The 20,149-nt window shown below is 68.8% G+C and carries 19 protein-coding genes; 12 read left to right on the top strand and 7 right to left on the bottom strand.

Translation table 11 applies throughout. The features are described from left to right. Positions 1 to 19 precede the first annotated feature (19 nt). The 8 genes from WS51_RS01820 (at position 20) to WS51_RS01785 (ending at position 8,347) form a co-directional block, all read left to right on the top strand. Entirely contained in the window at positions 20 to 1,102 is a 1,083-nt protein-coding gene (locus tag WS51_RS01820; RefSeq protein WP_059452102.1) for an ABC transporter ATP-binding protein, read from the top strand. Continuing rightward, positions 1,103 to 2,065: an ABC transporter permease gene (locus WS51_RS01815; protein WP_059977667.1), complete on the top strand. Its 963-nt coding sequence runs from the start codon at positions 1,103 to 1,105 to the stop codon at positions 2,063 to 2,065. It begins immediately after the preceding gene. Next, a complete protein-coding gene (locus tag WS51_RS01810) occupies positions 2,062 to 2,856 on the top strand; it encodes an ABC transporter permease (RefSeq protein WP_059452100.1) in 795 nt (264 codons plus the stop codon). The genes WS51_RS01815 and WS51_RS01810 overlap by 4 nt, the downstream gene beginning before the upstream one ends. Then, the gene (locus tag WS51_RS01805) at positions 2,856 to 3,209 is read left to right on the top strand and encodes a (2Fe-2S)-binding protein (RefSeq protein ID WP_059542872.1); all 354 of its coding nucleotides are present in this window, start codon (positions 2,856 to 2,858) and stop codon (positions 3,207 to 3,209) included. Before WS51_RS01810 ends, WS51_RS01805 begins: the two co-directional genes overlap by 1 nt. Next, positions 3,206 to 4,645, top strand: coding sequence for an FAD/NAD(P)-dependent oxidoreductase (locus WS51_RS01800; protein WP_059804304.1), 1,440 nt, complete (start codon positions 3,206 to 3,208; stop codon positions 4,643 to 4,645). Before WS51_RS01805 ends, WS51_RS01800 begins: the two co-directional genes overlap by 4 nt. After that, the gene (locus WS51_RS01795; protein ID WP_059452097.1) at positions 4,638 to 5,789 is read left to right on the top strand and encodes an NAD(P)/FAD-dependent oxidoreductase; all 1,152 of its coding nucleotides are present in this window, start codon (positions 4,638 to 4,640) and stop codon (positions 5,787 to 5,789) included. Before WS51_RS01800 ends, WS51_RS01795 begins: the two co-directional genes overlap by 8 nt. Next, complete coding sequence (locus WS51_RS01790; protein WP_059452096.1) at positions 5,786 to 6,832, top strand: ABC transporter substrate-binding protein; 1,047 nt, start codon at positions 5,786 to 5,788, stop codon at positions 6,830 to 6,832. The genes WS51_RS01795 and WS51_RS01790 overlap by 4 nt, the downstream gene beginning before the upstream one ends. A gap of 177 nt (positions 6,833 to 7,009) precedes the next feature. Continuing rightward, positions 7,010 to 8,347 carry an MFS transporter gene (locus tag WS51_RS01785; RefSeq protein WP_069228499.1) on the top strand — a complete coding sequence of 446 codons (1,338 nt, stop codon included), beginning with the start codon at positions 7,010 to 7,012 and terminating at the stop codon, positions 8,345 to 8,347. A gap of 41 nt (positions 8,348 to 8,388) precedes the next feature. Here the strand turns inward: WS51_RS01785 and WS51_RS01780 are convergent, their stop codons facing one another. Together WS51_RS01780 and WS51_RS01775 are read right to left on the bottom strand one after the other, a co-directional pair. Continuing rightward, positions 8,389 to 9,399: a 3-hydroxybutyryl-CoA dehydrogenase gene (locus tag WS51_RS01780; RefSeq protein WP_069228498.1), complete on the bottom strand. Its 1,011-nt coding sequence runs from the start codon at positions 9,397 to 9,399 to the stop codon at positions 8,389 to 8,391. After that, positions 9,396 to 10,502, bottom strand: coding sequence for an NAD/NADP-dependent octopine/nopaline dehydrogenase family protein (locus WS51_RS01775; RefSeq protein ID WP_069228497.1), 1,107 nt, complete (start codon positions 10,500 to 10,502; stop codon positions 9,396 to 9,398). The genes WS51_RS01780 and WS51_RS01775 overlap by 4 nt, the downstream gene beginning before the upstream one ends. A 149-nt stretch (positions 10,503 to 10,651) precedes the next feature. Between WS51_RS01775 and WS51_RS01770 the strand changes: the two genes are divergently transcribed. Then, on the top strand, positions 10,652 to 11,644 hold the full coding sequence (locus WS51_RS01770; RefSeq protein ID WP_069228496.1) for an AraC family transcriptional regulator: 993 nt from the start codon (positions 10,652 to 10,654) through the stop codon (positions 11,642 to 11,644). Beyond that, complete coding sequence (locus tag WS51_RS01765; RefSeq protein ID WP_069228495.1) at positions 11,641 to 12,672, top strand: LysR family transcriptional regulator; 1,032 nt, start codon at positions 11,641 to 11,643, stop codon at positions 12,670 to 12,672. The genes WS51_RS01770 and WS51_RS01765 overlap by 4 nt, the downstream gene beginning before the upstream one ends. A gap of 44 nt (positions 12,673 to 12,716) precedes the next feature. On the opposite strand, the gene WS51_RS01760 is transcribed toward WS51_RS01765, so the two are convergent. Next, a complete protein-coding gene (locus WS51_RS01760) occupies positions 12,717 to 13,847 on the bottom strand; it encodes a porin (protein ID WP_059452090.1) in 1,131 nt (376 codons plus the stop codon). Between the two features lie 410 nt (positions 13,848 to 14,257). Between WS51_RS01760 and WS51_RS01755 the strand changes: the two genes are divergently transcribed. Further along, positions 14,258 to 15,655 (top strand): spinster family MFS transporter, encoded by a 1,398-nt coding sequence (locus tag WS51_RS01755; RefSeq protein WP_069228494.1) that lies wholly within the window; start codon positions 14,258 to 14,260, stop codon positions 15,653 to 15,655. Positions 15,656 to 15,811: 156 nt separating this feature from the next. After that, a complete protein-coding gene (locus WS51_RS01750; RefSeq protein ID WP_069228493.1) occupies positions 15,812 to 16,798 on the top strand; it encodes a PDR/VanB family oxidoreductase in 987 nt (328 codons plus the stop codon). A gap of 115 nt (positions 16,799 to 16,913) precedes the next feature. Here WS51_RS01750 and WS51_RS01745 read toward each other — a convergent pair whose 3' ends face one another. The 4 genes from WS51_RS01745 to WS51_RS01730 form a co-directional block, all read right to left on the bottom strand. Beyond that, a complete protein-coding gene (locus tag WS51_RS01745) occupies positions 16,914 to 17,831 on the bottom strand; it encodes a LysR family transcriptional regulator (RefSeq protein ID WP_059503854.1) in 918 nt (305 codons plus the stop codon). 86 nt (positions 17,832 to 17,917) lie between these two features. After that, on the bottom strand, positions 17,918 to 18,838 hold the full coding sequence (locus WS51_RS01740; protein WP_059503857.1) for a LysR family transcriptional regulator: 921 nt from the start codon (positions 18,836 to 18,838) through the stop codon (positions 17,918 to 17,920). A gap of 66 nt (positions 18,839 to 18,904) precedes the next feature. Continuing rightward, on the bottom strand, positions 18,905 to 19,612 hold the full coding sequence (locus WS51_RS01735; protein WP_069228492.1) for an EthD family reductase: 708 nt from the start codon (positions 19,610 to 19,612) through the stop codon (positions 18,905 to 18,907). Between the two features lie 3 nt (positions 19,613 to 19,615). After that, positions 19,616 to 20,143: a flavin reductase gene (locus tag WS51_RS01730; RefSeq protein ID WP_069228491.1), complete on the bottom strand. Its 528-nt coding sequence runs from the start codon at positions 20,141 to 20,143 to the stop codon at positions 19,616 to 19,618. Between the last annotated feature and the right edge of the window lie 6 nt (positions 20,144 to 20,149).

The raw sequence follows: 20,149 nt of genomic DNA, 5'->3' as shown, positions 1-20,149 counted from the left end.
GTGCGAACCCGGAGCTCCCATGTCGTTTCTCACGCTTACGGATCTGACGAAATCGTTCGGCGAACTCACCGCCGTCGCCGACGTGAACCTGTCGGTCGAACGAGGCGAATTCGTGTCGCTGCTCGGGCCGTCGGGCTGCGGCAAGACCACGACGCTGCAGATGATCGCCGGCTTCGTCGACGTCACGCGCGGCCGCATCGCGCTCGACGGCCAGGACATCACCCACATGAAGCCGAACCGCCGCGGGCTCGGCATCGTGTTCCAGAGCTATGCGCTGTTTCCGCACATGAGCGTCGCGGAGAACGTCGGCTTCGGCCTCGACATGCGCGGCGTCGACAAGGCGGAGCGCGCCGAACGCATCCGCGCGGCGCTCTCGCTCGTGCGTCTCGATGCGCTCGCGCACCGCTTTCCGCGCGAGCTGTCCGGCGGCCAGCGGCAGCGCGTCGCGATCGCACGTGCGGTCGTGATCGAACCGCCGGTGCTGCTGCTCGACGAGCCGATGTCGAACCTCGATGCGAAACTGCGCGAGGAAATGCAGTTCGAACTGCGCGCGATCCAGCGCAAGATCGGCACGACGACGATCATGGTCACGCACGATCAATCGGAAGCGCTGTCGATCAGCGATCGCGTGGTCGTGATGGAAGCCGGCCGCATCACGCAGACCGATACGCCGTATCGTGCATACGAGCGCCCGGAGAACCACTTCGTGTCGCAGTTCATCGGCAAGGCGAACCTGCTGCCCGGCACGATCGTCGCGCACGACGGCGACGCGATCCGCATCGACCTCGGCCACGATCTCGCGGAGACGGGCCGCACCGCGCACCTGCCGGCGCGCGAGCGCGACGTGCGCATCGGCGACGCCGTGTCGGTGTGTATCCGCCCGGAAAAACTGCGCCTGTGCGCGCCGGGCGCGGGCCGCTTCGCGGCGACCGTCACGAGCCGCTTCTTCCTCGGCAGCCAGTGGCTGTACCGTGTCGACAGCGCGCTCGGCGAAGTGCTCGTCTGCTGCCAGAACGAAGGGGCGGAGCCGCTCGCCGAAGGTGCGCCGGTCGGCGTCGACTGGCACAGCGACGCGGTGCGCGTGATGCGGCGGGAGGCCTGAATGGGACAGCCTGCCCGACCGCTGCCGACCGACGGCACGCCGGCCGCGCTCGCGCAAGCGACCGTGCCGGCCTCGGCCGGCGGCCGCACGTTGCGTGCGTCATGGCGTGCTCATGCGCCGTTGTGGCTGATGTGCGCGCCCGCGTTCCTGCTCTTCGCCGCGCTCGTGCTCGTGCCGCTCGCGATGACGTTCGCGCTCACGTTCTACCGTTACGACCCGGCCACGGGCCCGATCGCCGCGTTCCAGCTCGGCAACTACGCGGAGGTGCTGGGCGCGTCGTACTTCCACGCGATCTTCGCGCGCACGTTCGGCATCGCCGCGCTGACCACCGCGATCTGCGTCGCGATCGGCACGCCGGAGGCGTATGTGCTGTCGAAAATGCGCGACCCGTGGCGCTCGCTGTTCCTGCTCGTCATCCTTGCCCCGCTGCTCGTGTCGGTCGTCGTGCGTGCGTTCGGCTGGAGCATGCTGCTCAACACGAACGGGCTCGTGAACCAGGCGCTCGGGCTCGTCGGCCTCGGGCCGTACAAGCTCGAATACACGACGTTCGCGATCGTGATCGCGCTGGTGCACGTGATGCTGCCGTTCATGGTGATTCCCGTGTGGACCGCGCTGCAGCGGCTCGATCCGCAGACCGAGCACGCGGCGTTGTCGCTCGGCGCGTCGCCGTTCACGACGCTGCGCAGGATCGTGGTGCCGCAACTGATGCCGGGCGTGCTGTCCGGCAGCCTGATGGTGTTCGGGCTGTCGGCGAGCGCGTTCGCGATTCCGGGCCTGCTCGGCGGACGCCGGTTGAAGGTCGCGGCGACCGCCGTCTACGACGAGTTCCTCGGCTCGCTGAACTGGCCGCTCGGCGCGACGATCGCGGTGCTGCTGCTGGCCGCGAACCTGGTCGTGATGCTCACCTACTACCGCGTGCTCGAACGCCGTTATGCGCGCAGCCTCGGAGGCGCTTCCCGATGAGAAAGAACGGTCCCTTCGCGCTGGCGTTCCACACGCTCGTGATCCTGTTCGTGCTCGCGCCGCTCGTGATCGTCGTGCTCGTCGCATTCACGCCCGACGAAACGCTGACGCTGCCGACGCATGGCCTGTCGCTGCGCTGGTTCCGCGCGATCCTCGACTATCCCGACTTCGTCACCGCATTCGCCAACAGCGTGAAGCTCGCGTTCGCGTCGGCGACCCTGTCGCTCGCGATCGCGTTGCCCGCCGGGCTCGCGATCGGGCGCGCGGCGTTTCCCGGCCGCGCGTTCCTGAACGGGCTGCTGCTGTCGCCGCTCGTGATTCCCGGCCTCGTGCTCGGCATCGCGCTGCTGCGATTCTTCGCGCTGATCGGCGCGACCGGCTCGTTCGCGTGGCTGGTGGTCGCGCACATGGTCGTCATCACGCCGTTCGTGATGCGGCTCGTGCTCGCCTCCGTCGCGGGTCTCGATCGCAGCGTCGAACAGGCCGCGTGCTCGCTGGGCGCCGATCCATGGACGACGTTCCGCCGCATCACGCTGCCGATGATCGTGCCCGGCATCACCGGCGGCTGGCTGCTCGCGTTCATCAACAGCTTCGACGAACTGACGATGTCGATCTTCGTCACGTCGCCGCAGACGGTCACGCTGCCGGTGCGCATGTACATGTACGCGACAGAATCGATCGATCCGATGATGGCCTCGGTATCGACGCTCGTCATCTTCATCACCGCCGGCGCGATGCTGCTGCTCGATCGCGTGTACGGCCTGAACCGCATCCTGATCGGCCAACACTGATGACGACTCCCGTTTCCCGATCCACCGCCGGCGCCGACGACAGCACAGGCGCGCAGTTCGTGCGCATCGCCGAACGCGAACGCGCCGCCGTCGCGTTCATGCTCGATGGTCGCCCCGCGCAGGCGCTCGCCGGCGACACGGTGCTCACCGCGATCCTCGTCGCGCAGCGCCGCGTGCGTGTGAGCGAATTCAGCGGCAAGCCGCGCGCGGGCTTCTGCCTGATCGGCGCGTGCCAGGACTGCTGGGTGAGCACCGAAGCCGGCGCGCGCGTGCGCGCATGCTCGACGCCGATCGTCGACGGCATGCGGATTCTTACCGGTGCGCAGCCCGCCGCGGCAGGAGACGCGTCATGAGCGACGCATTGCGACCGGTGATCGTCGGCGCCGGGCCGGCCGGCGTACGCGCGGCCGAAGCGCTGGTCGACGCGGGGCTGCGCCCCGTCGTGATCGACGAGAACGCGCGCTGGGGCGGACAGATCTACCGTCAACCGCCTGCCGATGGTGCATTCGCGCGCGGCAAGCGCGTGCTGTACGGCTTCGAGGCCGCGAAGGCCGATGCCGTGCACCGGACCATGGCCGCGCTGCTGCCGCACGTCGACTATCGGCCGAACACGCTCGCATGGGCGTGCGGCGCCGGCCGCGTCGACACGCTGCAGGACGGCCGCGAGACGACCGTGCCGTTCTCGCACCTGATCGTCGCGAGCGGCGCGACCGATCGCATGCTGCCGGTGCCGGGCTGGACGCTCGCCGGCGTCTACACGCTCGGCGGCGCACAGGTCGCGCTGAAGGCGCAGGGCTGCGCGATCGGCAGCCGCATCGTGTTCGCCGGCACGGGACCATTGCTGTATCTGGTCGCCTATCAATACGCGAAGGCCGGCGCGCAGGTCGCGGCGGTGCTCGATACGAGCCCGCTGCGCCAGCAGGCAGCCGCGACACCCGCGCTGCTGCGCATGCCGTCCACATTCGCGAAGGGGCTGTACTACATCGGCTGGCTGCGCGCGCATGGCGTCGCGATCGAAACGGGTGTCGCCCTTGAGCGCGTGCTCGGCGAGCGGCACGTGACGGGGCTCGCATGGCGTGCGGCCGGCGGCGACGCACCGCCGCGGATGCTCGACTGCGATGCGCTCGGCCTCGGCTTCGGGCTTCGATCGGAAACCCAGCTTGCGGATCTCGCGGGCTGCCGGTTCCGTTTCGATCCGCTCAACCGCGCATGGCTGCCCGAACGCGACGCGGCCGGCCGCACGTCGGTGCGCGGCATCTATGTCGCGGGCGACGGTGCCGGCATCGCAGGCGCCGACGCGGCCGAGGCATCCGGGCGACGCGCCGCGCTGGCGCTGCTCGACGATGCGGGCATCGAGACGTCGTTGCCCGCGCGCGCCGGTAAGCCCGACGCGGCGATGCTGGAGCGCAGGCTGGCCCGGATCGGCGCATTCCGCGCGGGCCTCGAAGCTGCGTTCGCGCCACCCGCCGCGCTCGCCGCGCGCTGCCCCGACGACACGATCGTGTGCCGCTGCGAGGAAATCGACGCGGGAACGCTGCGACGCTGTATTCGCGCGGGCGAAGCGACCGAGCTGAATCGGCTGAAGGCGCTGACACGCGCGGGGATGGGCCGTTGCCAGGGCCGCATGTGCGGGGATGCGGCCGCACTCGTGCTCGCCGCGGAAACCGGCCGCTCGCTCGCGGACGTCGGCCGGTTGCGCGCGCAACCGCCGGTAAAGCCATTCCCGATTTCAGCCGCGCTTGCGGGCGACGAGGTCGCGGCGATCCCCGACGAGGCGCGCGATGAGTGAGCATCGTCACTACGACGTCGCGATCGTCGGCGGCGGGCTCGTCGGTGCATCGGCCGCGCTGGCGCTCACGCGCCGCGGCGTGCGCGTCGCGCTGTTCGAGCGCCGCGACTGCGGCGCACAGGCGAGCGGCGTGAACTACGGCGGCGTGCGCTGCCAGGGCCGCCCGGCCGAACAGCTGCCGCTCGCGCTGCGCGCGCGGCGCATCTGGGATCGCCTGCCCGAGCTGATCGGCATCGACGGCGAATTCGTCGTGTCGGGCCATCTGCGGCTCGCGCGCAGCGACGCCGATCTCGATGCACTCGATGCCTATGCGGCGCTCGCCGCCGAGCACGGCCTGTCGCTGCAAGTGATGCGCGGCGACGCGTTCCGCCGCCGCTATCCGTGGCTCGGCCGCGCGGCGGTGGGCGGCTCGCTGTGCGCGACCGACGGACACGCGAACCCGCGCGTCGTGTCGCCCGCGTTCGCGCGCGCAGCCCGGGCGGCGGGCGCCGACGTATTCGAGCACACGCCGGTCGACGAGGTCCGGCACGACGGCGCGCGTTTTCACGTGCATGCCGGCGACCGCGCATGCACCGCGACGTGGCTGATCAACTCGGCCGGCGCGTGGGCGAACACGATCGCCGCACGCTTCGGCGAAGCCGTGCCGATGGAACCGATCTATCCGAACATGTGGGTAACCGAGCCGCTGCCGCCGCTCATCACGCACAACCTCGGCGTGTACGGCGGCGGCGTGTACGCGCGCCAGGTCGCGCGCGGCAACTGCGTGATCGGCGGCGGGCGCGGCCGCGGCGACGGCGAATTCGGCCAGCCGTCGGTCGATACGACACGCGCGGTGATGCGCGATGCGTGCGCGCTGCTGCCCGCACTGCGCGACGCGCTGCTGATCCGCACGTGGAGCGGCGTCGAAGGCTGCACGCCGGACCACAACCCGATCATCGGCGCGAGCCGCACCACGCCGAACCTGCTGCATGCGTTCGGCTTTTCCGGCGGCGGTTTCCTGCTCGCGCCGGGTGTCGGCGAGGTGCTCGCCGATCTCGTCGCGACCGGCGAAACCGCCACGCCGCTCGAAGCATTCTCGATCGGCCGCTTTCCCCGCCAGGCCGCGCCGACCGCCCCTTTCCGTCAAGAGGAGACCCAACGATGAAACTGCTCGGAACGATCGCGGCGGCAGCCGCCCTCTGCATCGCAGGCGCCGGCGCGCCGGCGTTCGCGCAAACGAAGACGATCTACGTCGGCATGAACGGCGGCCCGATGGAAAAGGCCTATACGAGCCAGGTGCTGCCCGACTTCGAGAAAGCGAACAACGTGAAGGTCGTCGTCGTGCCCGGCACGTCGTCGGACGTGCTCGCGAAGCTGCTCGCGAACCGCAACAAGCCGCAGATCCACGTCGCGTTCCTCGACGACGGCGTGATGGCGCGCGCGGTCAGCCTCGGCGTATGCCAGAAGCTGGACGATTCGCCGGTGCTGAAGGAGCTGTATCCGTTCGCGCGGATGAAGGACGACGTCGGCGCGGGCGTGCAGCTCGGGATGACCGGCATCGCGTACAACAAGAAACTGTTCGCCGAGAAAGGCTGGGCGCCGCCGACGTCGTGGATGGATTTCGCCGATCCGAAATACAAGGGCAAGGTCGTGTTCCAGTCCGCATCGAGCAGCACGTTCGGGCTGCACGGATTTCTGGCGATCAACCGGCTGCTCGGCGGCAGCGAACAGAACGTCGAGCCCGGCTTCAGCAAGTGGGCGAGCACGGTCGGGCCGAACGTCGTCGAGTACATCCCGAACTCGGCGAAGATCTCCGAGATGGTGCAGACCGGCGAGGCCGGCCTGTTCCCGCTGACGCCGACCGGTGTCGGCGATCTGCAGGACAAGGGCATTCCGGTCGCGTATGCGAACCCGAAGGAAGGCCCGGTGCTGCTGCTCGTCGACCTGTGCGTGGTCGCGAACAATCCGGATCCGCAACTGGCGCAGAAGCTCGCGCAGTTCCTGCTGTCCGCGCCCGCGCAGACGAAGGCAGCCGAGGCCGGCAAGCAGATCCCGACCAATCGCCTCGCGAAGATGCCTGCCGCGATGCAGCAAAGCCTCGGCAACGTCGACGATCTGGTGCGCAAGGTGACGGTGGTCGACTGGACGGCGATCAACGCGCGCCGCGCGCAATGGGACACGCGCTGGAACCGCCAGATCGAGCGCTAACGGGTTACCGGCGCGCGGGCATGGCCGCGCGCCGCGTCCATCCGACCATCATTTGCGGGAGTGATGACACTCCCCTTTTTCTGCGGATTTGACCGGGGCGGCGGTGCCGACAACACTAGCCCGCAGTGCCGCATGCATCGCAAAGACGGCACGCGCCCGCCCCCTTCAGAGTCCGCCATGTATCCAACCGACACCGTGCAGTCCCCGAGCGCCGCCCGGCCGCTCGCCGACCGGCAGCTTCGCCGCATCGTCATCGCGTCCGTCGCCGGCAACGCGATGGAATGGTATGACTTCTTCGTCTACGGCACGGCCGCCGCGCTCGTGTTCGGCCACGTGTTTTTTCCGCCCGGCGCGTCGCCGCTCGCGGGCAGCCTCGCGGCATTCGCCGCGTTCGCGCTCGGCTTCATCGCGCGGCCGCTCGGTGGAATCGTATTCGGCCACGTAGGCGACCGCTACGGGCGCAAGGCGTCGCTCGTCTGGACGCTGCTGATCATGGGCGCGTCGACGTTCGCCATCGGCCTGCTGCCGACTTACGCCCAGATCGGGCTGTGGGCGCCGGCCGCGCTCGTCGTGCTGCGGCTGCTGCAGGGCATCGCGTCCGGCGGCGAGTGGGGCGGCGGCGTGCTGATGATCAGCGAGAACGCACCGCCCGAGCAGCGCGGTTACTACGCGGCCTGGAGCCAGCTCGGTGTGGGCGGCGGCTTCGTGCTGTCGTCGGCCGCGTTTCTCGCCGTGCAGGCGCTGCCGGACGACGCTTTCCGCACCTGGGGCTGGCGGCTGCCGTTCCTCGCCAGCGTCGTGATCTTCGCGATCGGCATCTATATCCGCCGTCACCTGCCCGAAAGCCGCGACTACGAGCAGGCCGCCAAGCGCGGCGCGCATACGCATCTGCCGATCGTCGAATGCATCCGCCGCCATCCGAAGGAAATCCTGCTCGCGATGGGCCTGCGCGTCGCCGAAAACGGCGGCGCATACATCTTCCTCGCGTTCTCGCTCGTCTACGGAAAATACGTCGGAATTCCCAACGGCGTGATGCTGACCGGCGTGATGATCGCGATGGTCGTCGAAATGGCGGCAATGCTCGCGTGGGGCCGGCTGTCCGACCGGATCGGCCGCAAACCCGTGTACCTGATCGGCGCGCTGAGCCTCGTCGCATGTGCGTTCCCGTTCTTCTGGCTGCTCGACACGCGCGTGACGCCGCTCGTCTGGCTTGCGCTGACGGTCGGCACGGCGGTGAGCCACGGCGCGATGATCGGCACGCTGCCCGCGCTCGTCGGCGAGCTGTTCAGCACCGAGGTGCGCTATTCGGGTGTCGCGCTCGGTCACGAAGTCGCGTCGATCTTCGCGGGCGGGATGTCGCCGTTGATCGCGACCGCGTTGCTCGCGCGCTATCAAGCGTCGTGGCCGGTGTCGCTCTTGCTCATCGCGCTCGGCCTCGTCACGGTCGCGACGCTGTGCGTGATGCGCGAGACGCGCACCGCGTCCGTCTCCGGCACGCGCGGCGACGCGGCATGAGTGCGAGCACCGCGCGGCCGCCGCGCGCCGGGTGGTGCCGCTCACGCAGCGGGATCGCGTGTCGCCGCGTCGAATACGGGCGCGAGCCCGAGGTGGTCCAGCAGCCGCGCGAACTCGCCGAGCCGATGCCGCATGTATGCCGGCACGTCGACCCGCGCATAGTCGTGGAACCCGGTACCGGTGCGCACGCCGTCACGGCCCGCCTCCATGTTGCGGACGACGCTGTCCGCCGGCGCGAAACGCGGCCCGATCACGCCGGCCAGATACGTCGATGCGTAGTACAGGATGTCGCATCCGCCCCAGTCGATGAACTCGAGCAGCCCGAGCACCGCGAAACGCGGGCCGAAGCCCGTGCGGATCGCGGTGTCGATGTCCGCCGCGCTCGCGACGCCCTCCTCGACCATCCGGGCGGCCTCGTTCATCGCGAGCGCCTGGATGCGCGGCACGATGTAGCCGGGGGCCGGCCCGCAGATCACCGGCCGCTTGCCGACGCGCTCGAGCACGGCGGCCAGCGCGTCGACGACACGCTGGTCGGTCGCATCGCTGCGGCTGATCTCGACGAGCGGCATCAGCAGCGCGGGGTTCAGCCAATGCGCGTTCAGCATGCGCTCGGGATGCAGGACATGGCGTTGCAACTCGGTGACGACGAACGTCGACGTCGTCGACGCAATCGTTGCGTGCGCATCGACATGCGCGGAAAGCCAGCGCAATGCTTCGGCCTTCGCGTCGAGCACTTCCGGCAGTGCTTCGAACACGATGCCGGCGTCGCGTACCGCATCCGCGGCACCGTCGCGCGCGACCAGCTCGATCCGGCCGATGACGGCGTCCGCCTGTGCCGCATCGATGCGGCCGAGCTCGACCTGTGCATGCAGCGGCCGCACGATCTCGCCGCGTGTGCGCGCTTCAAACGCGCGCCATCCGTGCGCGTCGCGCGGCTTGAAGTCGATCAGCGTCACGCGCAGGCCGGCGAATGCGAATACGAGCGCGATTCCCTGCCCCATGCGTCCCGCACCGAGCACGTGCACGCGTGTCACATCGGAGGCGGCCGTCATGCTGCGTACCCCGCATCGAGCAGCGCGCGCATCGCGTCGCGCGACAGCGCGGCGAGGCCGAGCCCGTCGAGCGTTCGCCCTTCCGCGTACAGGTCGCGCGCGGTCACCGCCGACGCAATGTTCAGCAGCCCCTGCGCGACAGGTGTCGGCACGCTCGCCCAACGCCCGCACGACACGATGAACGACAGCCCGAGCCGGGTGTCCTCGAGCATGTAGCGATGCGTGCGCAAATCGATCTTCTCGCGCCAGTCGCCGCTGTCGGTCAGCTTGCCATGCGCACCGCGCCCGTACATCCATTCGTCGCCGTCGCTCGCATAGTGGTCCGCGAGCGGGAAATGCGGCGCGCGGTACCCGAGCGCTTCGCGTATCGCGATGCGCTCGGCGTCGAGCGCGTTCGTCACGCGACGGATCGATGGTTGCGTACCTTCGTTGTGGATGTCCCACGCGTCGAAGTGTTCGAGCGGCCCGGCGTTCATCAGGATCAACGGCGGATGGATCACCGGGCCCGCATTCATCAGCGCGCCGGACAGCGCATCCTCGACCGGCTCGACCGACGGATAACCGGCACGCAGCACGTCGAATGCCCACCCTGCCGCGTTGGCCGGAAACACGCCGGTCGGCAGGCGCGTCGCATACGCGCTGATCACGACGTCGTCGATGCCGTGCTTGCGCACCAGGTACGGCAGCGTGCCCGTCTCCGCGTACGCGACGCGCGCGCGATTGCCGGCCTCGGCCGCCGCGCGCGCGAACACGAAGCTGCCGAACGTGCCGGGAGGCAGGAACACGACCTGGCCGTCGGCAAGCAGCGGCGCGACCTGCGCGGCGAGTGTGTCGTGCGACACGGCCGGCAGCGGCACCACGACGAGCCGCGCGCCGCGCAGCGCGGCCGCGAGATCATCGGTCAGGCGGATTGCGCCGGGTGCATCGCCGAGCGGCACGGTTCGCTTGCCCCGGTAGTCGGTCACCTGCAACGCGCCGAGCTCGCGCAAGCGCGCATGCGGTTCGCGGTCGCGCCGCCACCACGTCACGTCGTGGCCCTTTTCGAACAGATCGATCGCCGCCGCATGGCAGCCGTGACCGCCACCCAGTACACATACCTTCATCGTTGTCTCCCGGTGAGTGAATGGCTTCGAGCGTACGCGGCAGCCGGCACCGCGTCGCTTCAAAACGCGCAACGGCACGACGGTTTGCGCAACGCAATCGCGGCAACACGCAGCGAGCCGCGCCAACGCACCCGACACGAGGCTCCCATATGGATATCGCCCTCTCACGACATGCGCCGAACCGGCTCGACACGCTGCATGCGCCTGACGAAGTCGAACGCGCGGTCGCGCATCGGCTCGGGGCGCACCGGATGGCCGCGCACGGCCGCGCTCCGTTTCATGCGGAGCTGTACGAGGTGCCGCTGCACCATGGCACGCTGCTCGAGCTCTGTTACGGCCGCGAAACGCGCATCGACTTCGGCGACGACACCGATCACTTCCTGTTCCGGCTGACGCTGGCCGGTGCGTGCGAGTTGCAGTCAGGGCGGACGGTGGCGCGCGCCGCGCCGGGCGAGCTCACGGTATCGTCGCCTGCGCTCGCGAGCCGCCTGATCACGAGCCCCGATTGCCGCAACCTGGTGCTGCGACTCGAACGCGGCGCGCTCGAACGCAAGCTGCAGGACATGTTGCAGATGACGCTGACGCGACCGCTGCAATTCGATCTCGCGGCCGGTGGAAAGGGCAACGGCAAAAGCAATGGCGTCGGCGCGGCGGCCGTGCTGCCGACTTTCGAATACCTGTGCCGCATCGGCCCGCAGCCGGGTATCGGCACGGCGGCCACGACGTTCGTCGCCGATCTCACCGCCGCGCTGATGTCGCTGCTGCTCGCACACCTGCCGCATTCGTACAGCGACGCGCTCGCGCGCGGCACGCCGCCGCTGCCCGCGCACGTGCGTCGCGCGTGCGAACACGTCGATGCGCATCTGGGCGAGCCGCTCCCGCTCACGACGCTGGCGGCCGTCGCGGGCGTCGCGCCGCGCACGCTGCAGCATGCGTTCCGCGCATTCCTCGATACCACGCCGGCCGCCCACGTGCGCGATCGCCGGCTGGCCGCCGTGCATGCGGCGCTGCAACGCGGCGACGCGTGCAGCGTGACCGACGTGCTGATCGCGCATGGCGTCCACGGCTTCGGCCATTTCGCGAAGGCATATGCGCGACGTTACGGCCACGCACCTTCCGTCACCGCGAGGCAAACACGATGATGCACTCCGCCCGCAGCCGGCAGCCGGCCCGCTCCGAACCCGCATCGCACGACACGGATACGCAAGACGGCCTGCGCGTGCAGGACCTCGACCTGAACCTGTTGAAGACGTTTCGCGCCGTCTACGAAGAACGGCACGTCGGCCGCGCGGCGTTGCGGCTCGGCGTCACGCAGCCGTCGGTGAGCTATGCGCTCGGCCGGCTGCGGCTGATGTTTCGCGACGCGCTGTTCGTGCGCACCGGCAGCGGCGTCGAACCGACGCCGCGTGCGCAGCGGCTCGCGATATCGGTCGACAAGGCGCTCGCGATCCTGCAGCACGTGCTCGACGAAGGCTCGCGCTTCGCGCCGGACAGCACGCAGCGTGTGTTCCGGCTGCACATGAGCGACTTCGCCGCGAGCGCATTCCTTCCGACGCTGCTCGCGGCATTCGACCGCCGCGCGCCGGGCGCGGTGATCGAGACGTTGCACGTCGACGAATGCCAGTTGAACGTCGCGCTCGAATCGGGGCGCATCGACTTCGCGCTCGGGCATTGCGCGGACGCATCCAGCCACTTCCAGCGCACCGCGCTGCTGCACGAACGCTGCGTACTCCTGATGCCGCGCCGCACCGCGCAGCGCCTCGCGCTCGCCGACGCTTTCGTGCTCGACGGCGACGCGCCCGACGCACTGCGCTTCGTTGCCGTGACGTCGCATCCGCAATCGATGCAACTGCTCGAGCGACACGGGCTGATGCTGCGCGTGCGTGCGGCGCTGCCCGACTTCATGGTCGTGCCCGCGCTGCTCGAGCACGGCGATTACGCGCTGATCCTGCCGGAGACGATCGCGATCACGTTTTCCGCACGGCAGCCGTGCGTGCTCTATGAGATTGCCGGAGCCGGCGAATGGGCCGTCAATGCGTACTGGCACCGGCGCTTCGATGCGGACCCCGGCCATCGCTGGCTGCGTGCGCTGCTGCTCGAATTGTTCGATATCGGCCGGCAGGCGCCGTTCGACGCATGGCTCGCACCGCAGCCGCCTGCTTGCGCGTAGCGGCGCAGGCAGGATCGCGCACCGGTGCAGGTCGCACGCAACGGTCAAAACGACGTGAGGATCCCGGCGACGATCGAGCTGGCGGTCGCGCCCGGCTTCGCGACCGCGACGCCGCCGCCCGCCGCGCCGTTCACGACGAAGCGCGCGTGCGCGCCGTTGCGCACCATCGCGGCCCCCGTATACAGCACGGTGCGCTTCGACAGCGGATAGTCGAACCGGATGCCGTACGAATTCGCATTGCCGTCGCTGTCGGCAACTTTCCGGTAATGACCGACGCTCAGCAGCAGCGACGCGCGTCCGATCGGCACCGTCGCACTGAGTTCCATCGTGTCGCTGTGCGGATACGCGCTCTGGCTGTCGATCGCGGCCGCGACGTCGGGGCCGCCACGATGCCGCAGGTACAGCGCGGCGATCTTCACGACGTTGAAGTCGTACGAGATCGCACCCAGCGTGTAGTTGCCGTTCGCGGCTGTGCTGGCGGGGCCGAGCGTCGGCGCGGCTGCCGGGCTGAACTTCTGCTGCATGTAATCGGCGTCGACCGACAACCCGCCGCGCACGTAGTTGACGCCCACGCCATACGTATCGCCGAGCGTCGCCGGCTGGCCGGCCGCACCGTTGGTGCCGCGCGCGGCCATCGCGCGCAGCATGAAGCCCGCGTAACGTGGCGACGTGTAGCGCATCGAGTTGCGCACGCGCAGGAATGCGGGGCCGACGAAGTTGTTCGTCGCGTTGCCCCATGCAAGACCTGCGCCGAGGCCCGGCAGGCTGTATGTGACGAGCGTCGTGTGCAGGATCGTGTAGAGCTCGCCGAACTGCACGCCGCCGAAGGGACCGGTGATGCCGACCCAGGCCTCGCGGCCGAACAGTGCGCTGCTGTTCGACAGCGCGCCGCTCGCCGCGTTGAAACCGTCCTCGAGCTTGAAGATCGTCGCGTAGCCGCCGCCGAGGTCCTCGACGCCTTTCAGCCCCCATTGCGATGCCCACAGGTTGCCGCTGCCCATGCGCGTCACATGGTTCGGCCCGGCGTTCGCGTATTCGATGGCGGTATCGACGCGGCCGTAGAGCGTCACGTTCGATTGCGCGGCCGCCGGCAACGTTGCACACGCCAGAAGCGCGGCAACCAGCCGCGCAAGCGGCACGGCAAGCCGGTCGGCCGGCCCGTTCGGATGGTTCATCTTGGTCGTCCCGTAGAAATTGCGGCGCCCGTCGGCATCGCGCCGCTCGTTGTGAAGCGCATTCGCGTTTCGGCGCGAACACTGCCGATCAAAACCGGGCCGAGTCTAGGAACGACAATTTCGGACGTCGACGCAATCCGCTCTATAACGCTTATAGACGTGCCACATGATGCGCGCGCGCCGCGCCGCACGTGCGCCGCGCGGCGGCCGGCGTGCGCGGCCTCGGTGTTTTCTTTATCCGGGTCGGTAAATGTCCGTGTGGCGCCGCTGTCACTCCGGCTATGGCGGTCGAATTTGGCCGACTACGCTGCGTCTCCGATCGTGTCATCCGCACGCATTCGCGCCGCGACGGCGCCCGGCCTGCCACGCCGGCACCGCGCTTTCCCACCGCCCGCTCCAGGAGAATCCGCATGTCCGCACCCACGGCCCCCGCTGCCGACGGCAAGCGCTATACGTACGAATGGTATGTCGTCGTCATCTGCATGCTCGCGTATGTGTTTTCGTTCGTCGATCGCCAGGTGCTCGTCCTGATGATCGAACCGATCAAGCGCGACCTGCACCTGACCGACACGCAGTTCAGCCTGCTCAACGGCTTCGCGTTTTCGCTCTTCTACGCCGTGATGGGGCTGCCCGTCGCGTATCTCGCCGACCGCTACGCGCGCCCGCGCATCATCTCGCTCGGCATCGCGCTGTGGAGCGTCGCGACCGCCGCGTGCGGGCTCAGCCAGCAGTTCGTGCAGATGTTCATCGCGCGCATGGGCGTCGGCGTCGGTGAAGCTGCGCTGTCGCCCGGTGCGTATTCGATGCTCGCCGACTACTTTCCGAAGGAAAAGCTCGGCCGCGCGATCGCCGTGTATTCGCTCGGCTCGTTCATCGGCGGCGGCGTCGCGTTCCTGATCGGCGGTTACGTGATCGCGCTGCTCAAGCATGCGAGCGCGTTCACGCTGCCGGTCGTCGGCCAGGTGCACGCGTGGCAGGTCACGTTCCTGATCGTCGGGCTGCCGGGGATTCTCGTCGCGCTGCTGTTCGCCGCGACCGTGCGCGATCCGCAGCGCAAGGGCCTCGCGCAGGATCGCTCGGGCGCCGTGCGGCGCGTGTCGATGCGCGATTCGCTGCGCTTCGTCGGCACGCATCGCGCAACCTTCGCGTGCCACTACCTGGGCTTCTCGTTCTACGCGATGTCGCTGTACTGCCTGTTGAGCTGGACGCCCGCGTTCTATATCCGTCGATTCGGGATGACGGCCGTCGAGGCCGGCTACACGCTCGGCATCGTGCTGCTCGTCGCGAATACGGCCGGCGTGTTCTGCGGCGGCTGGCTCAACGACTGGCTGCTGCGCCGCGGCCGCAGCGACGCGCCGATGCGCGCCGGCGCGATCGGCGCCGCATGCATGGTGATTCCCGCGACACTGTTCACGCAGCTGGACAGCCTGCCCGCGTCGCTTTCGATGCTGGTCGTCGCAATGTTCTTCGCGTCGTTCCCGATGCCGACGTCGACGGCCGCGATGCAGACGCTCGCGCCGAACCAGATGCGCGCGCAGATCTCCGCGCTGTTCCTGCTCGTGTCGAATCTGATCGCGCTCGGGATCGGCACGACGGTTGTCGCGCTGTTCACGGATCGCGTGTTCGGCTCGCCGGCGGCGGTCGGTCATTCGATGTCGATCGTCAACGTGGCGGCGGCCACGCTGGCCGCGTTGTTGCTGGCTGCCGGTTGCCGCCACTATCGCCGCAGCCTCGATCGCGAGCGTGGCCACATGCCGGCTGCGGCGCCGCACGCGGCCACGGCGGCCGATGCAATCGCCGCGCGCTGAGCACCGGACACAATCAGGCGCACACCTTCATACATGCCATTGATGCAATCGTCGATTTTTAATCGATTTGATTTATGCGATGCACGTCCCTATTCTCGGTTGCATGACGGCGCGGCAATCGCCGCGCCGGTTTCCTCCTACCCCACGGAACATTCCATGCAAGCGAACCGCCATCAGGTCCGGGTCGACGCGCTGATCGATGCGGCGCAGGACATCCGCTGTTTCCGGGTCTCGCGCGTCGACGGCCAGCCGTTCGACGCGTACGAGCCGGGCGCCCATATCGACGTGACCGCGCCGTCCGGCGTCACGCGGCAATACTCGCTGTGCGGGCGCCCCGACGAGCGCGGCAGCTATCTGTTCGCGGTGAAGAAGGAAGCGCGCTCGCGCGGCGGTTCGCGATCGCTGCACGACGACGTGCGCGTCGGCGCCGAGTTGTCGATCGGCGCGCCGCGCAACCTGTTTCGTCTGACGGATAACGCGAGCGAGCACGTTCTGATTGCGGCCGGAATCGGCATCACGCCGCTGCTGTCGATGGCCTACGCGCTCGCGCAGCGCGGTGCGCGTTACCGGTTGCACTACTTCGCGCGCAGTCGCGAGCATGCCGCATTCGTCGACGAACTGTCGGCCGACCCGTTCGCGTCGCACGTAAGGTTCCATTACGGGATCGAGCCCGTCGCGCTGGCGGCCGAACTCGCACGTTGCGTCGAATCGATCGACTCGAACGCGCATGTCTATACATGCGGCCCCGGGCCGTTCATGGATGCAGTGGTCAAAGCCGCGGCCACGCGAATTCCGGAAGACGCGATTCATCTCGAACGCTTCGCGGCGGAACCTGCAGCGGCCGATACCGCCGCGGACGTCGCGACGGCTCCGACCGACGGCTTCGAAGTGCGGCTGCAACGCAGCGGCCGATCGGTGCGCATCGCGCCCGATACGTCGATCGTCGACGCACTCGCGGCGATCGGTATCGATGTCGATACGTCGTGCGGCGAAGGCGTATGCGGCACCTGCATGGTGCCCGTGCTCGACGGCGAACCCGATCATCGCGATCACTGCCTCAGCAAGGCCGAGCGCGCGAGCAACACGGTGATCTGCTGCTGCGTGTCGCGTGCGCGCTCGGCGGTGCTCGTGCTCGATCTCTGATGCGCCGCGCGCGCCGACGTGCCGCCGCATCGATCCATTGATTGAGCGAGATGACGGTGCGCCGGCGGCAGACACCCGGTCGTGCCGATGGCGTCACGCACGCGACGCCCGATCGTCAGGCGTCGAAATGCTCGACGATCTCCGCGAGCAACGCGCGCATCCACGCGATCCCCTCGTCCTCGTGGAAATGCTCGTGCCAGTGCATCGTGACCGGCGCGGGCGGCAGCGTCACCGGCAGTTCGTACAACCGGAACGCATTGTCGCGGTTCAGGATCCGCGCGAGCCGCTTTGGCAGCGTCGCGTACAGATCGGTAACGGAAAGTACGCTCGGCAACGCGACGAAATGCGGCACTTCGAGTGCAATGTTGCGGCCGACGCCCTGCGCCCGCAGCGCATCGTCGAGCGCGTGGTGGCTGTGTTCGACCGACTTCACGTTGACATGCGCGGCACGCACGAACTGCTCGAGGCCCAGCGCCGCGCCGGCCGGCAGCCCGCGCCGGCGGCCCGTCATGCACACGTAGGTTTCCTCGAACAGAAGCTGATGCCGTGTACGCGGCATCAGTTCGGGGAGGTTGCCGATTGCGAAGTCGAGCCGGCTTGCGCGCAGCGCCTCCTCGATCTCCTCCACCGGCAGCGGCTGCACGCTGAGCGTCACGCGCGGCGCGCGCTCGCGCAGCGCCTGGCAGATCGCGGGCAGGTACGCCATCTCGCCCGCATCCGACAGCGACAGCCGGAACGTGCGTGTGCTCGTCGCAGGGTCGAAGCGCTCGGCGTAGCGCAGCGCGACGCGCACCATGTCGAGCGCCTTGCCGACGATCCCCGCGAGTTCGAGCGCGACCGGCGTCGGCTGCATCCCCGAACGCGTACGCACGAACAGCGGATCGTCGAACAACGTGCGCAGCCGGCCTAGCGAATAGCTGACGGCCGGCTGCGACAGCGCAAGCCGTTCGCCGGCCTTGGTCAGGCTGCGCTCTTCGACGATCGCCTGAAACACCCGCAGCAGGTTCAGATCGAGATGATCGACCGATGTCATGTACGCCTCCACTATTCGTCGAATTGATGCGTGGACGCATTTTAAATCAGTGCAGTGGATTTTTACGCGGACTGATGAAACCGTCGTCAGCGCTGCGGACGATAGAACATGTCGTGAATGAGGTCGCGCAACCACGCGATGCCGGGATCGGCCGAGAACTGCACGTGGGTATGCATCTGGATCTCGATCGGCGGCAACACGAACGGCAGCGGAAAGATCCGGAACACGCGGCCGCGGTTGAAACGCTCGGCGACGCTGCGCGGGAAGATGATCGCCAGGTCCGTGTGCTGCACGATTTCCGGCGCGACGATGAAGTGCGGCAGGCGCAGCACGACGGTGCGCTCGACGTGCAGTTCGTCAAGCCACTTCTCGACCATCCGGTGACCGGTGGCATTGCTGCTCGCGTAGACGTAGCGCAGCGCGGCGAGGTCCTCCCGCGTCGGCGCGCGCTTGCGAAGCGGATGGCCGGCCCGGACCATGCACACATGCTCGTCGGAGAACAGCGTCTCGCTCACGCAGCCGGGCCCCGGTTCGGGCACGTAGCCAAGCGCGAGATCGATCTCGCCGCCGCGCATCGCGGCGCCGACGACATCGACCGCCGCACTGGCGATGTCGACGCGAATACCTGGTGCGATTTCCGCGAGCCTGGCCAGCAGAGGCGGCAGGAAATAGAACTCCGACATGTCGGACATCGAAATGCGGAAGGTCCGGCACGCGGTCGCCGGATCGAAATGCGCGACCTGCTGCACCGCGAGGTCGATGATCGCGAATGCGCGCGTCAACGGGCCGTGCAGTTGGCGCGCCGTATCGGTCGGCGCCATGCCGGACGGCGTGCGCACGAACAAAGGATCGTCGAAAAGCGTGCGCAGGCGCCGCAACGCATGACTGACGGCCGGCTGCGTGAGCCCGAGCCGTTCGCCGGCTGCGGTCAGGCTGCGCAGCTCCGAGATCGCGAGGAACACGCGCAGCAGATTGAGGTCGGTGACGACCGGATGGGATTGGGTCATGGCGCTCGGGAGGCCGCAGCGGGGCACGTCTCACGCCCGGCGAGCGGTCGCACGACGCGGCGCAGACTACTTCGACGATGTTATCTCAAAACTTTCGCTGGCCATCGGGAAATGCGGCGTGGCGCCGGCAAACGGCGGCAGCGCGTCGAAGTCTTCGCGCATCGCCATGCGCACGGGGGACGCCAATGCGTGCTCCAGGGCACCGGCATCGTCGAACACGACCTTGTTACGCTGCATCGCGTATGCGCGGGGCACCGGCAGCGCGCTCCGATAGTCGACCCGCGTGTAGATTTCGACCGCGCGAATGCCGGGCAATTGCGCCATCAACGGCGGGTGATGATCGAGGTAGTGCGACAGCCACGCGTTCGGGTCCTCGGCCTCGCCCTCGTAGCCAACGAGGTAGGTGCAACCGCGCGGTGCCGCGCCGGGACCCGGCACCGCGATGGGCCGCACGGCCATCGCTTGCTGCACGACGCGCGTGCCGGCGGCGAGCCAGTGCTTCGTCCACTCGTGCGCGGCGCCCATCGGCCCGAGCACCGCTTCGAGCGCGGCGAGCTCGGCGAAATAGCATTGCAGCACGCACGCCGGCGACGGCGGACGCGCGGCGGGGTCGGCGCGATCGGCGGCCATCGCGACCGGCCGATGTACGACGAGCCGCGTGAGCCCAGCCGCCGCGCACATGGCCGCCAGTGCGTCGTCGGCCGCCGGCAGCAGCGGCACGCCGGCGGCCGCGCCGTCGGTGGCCTCGGCGATCAGGAACAGGCAGAGCTCCATCCGTCACCCCGCTTGCGCGGCCAGCGGATGCGCGAGCCGGTGAAACGTGCGTCCGAAATAGATCAACCCGTCGGCCGCCGCAAGCAGAGCGATGTGGTCGATCTCGACAAACAGCACCGAGTGCGACCCGACCGGCTTACTGTCGATGATGCGCCCTTCAAGACTGACGTTGGCGTCGGCCAGCACCGGCACGCCGGTCATCCCGTCGTGCCACCGTGCGTCGTCGAAGCGCGTATCGCCCGACGTCGACGTCATGCCGGCAAAGGCGGCCGCGACCTGCTGGCACGTGGACGGCAACAGATTGATCGCCACGCGGCCGTTGCCGCACATGATGTCGTGTGCGCGGCTGCCGCGGTTGATGCACACCAGCATCGTCGGCGGCGTGTCGGTCACCGAACAGACCGCGCTCGCCGTGATGCCCCAGCGGCCCTGCACGCCGTCGGTGGTAATGACGTTGACGCCGGCCGGAAGGCGCGACATCGCCTCGCGAAAGTCCCGGCGGACATCGTCGTGGATCGTTGTATCGTTCATCGAAGA

The sequence above is a fragment of the Burkholderia territorii genome (assembly GCF_001718335.1).
Lineage (GTDB): Bacteria > Pseudomonadota > Gammaproteobacteria > Burkholderiales > Burkholderiaceae > Burkholderia > Burkholderia territorii.
Note: the sequence above shows the minus strand (reverse complement) of the source record. Positions and strands in the feature narration are given on the sequence as shown.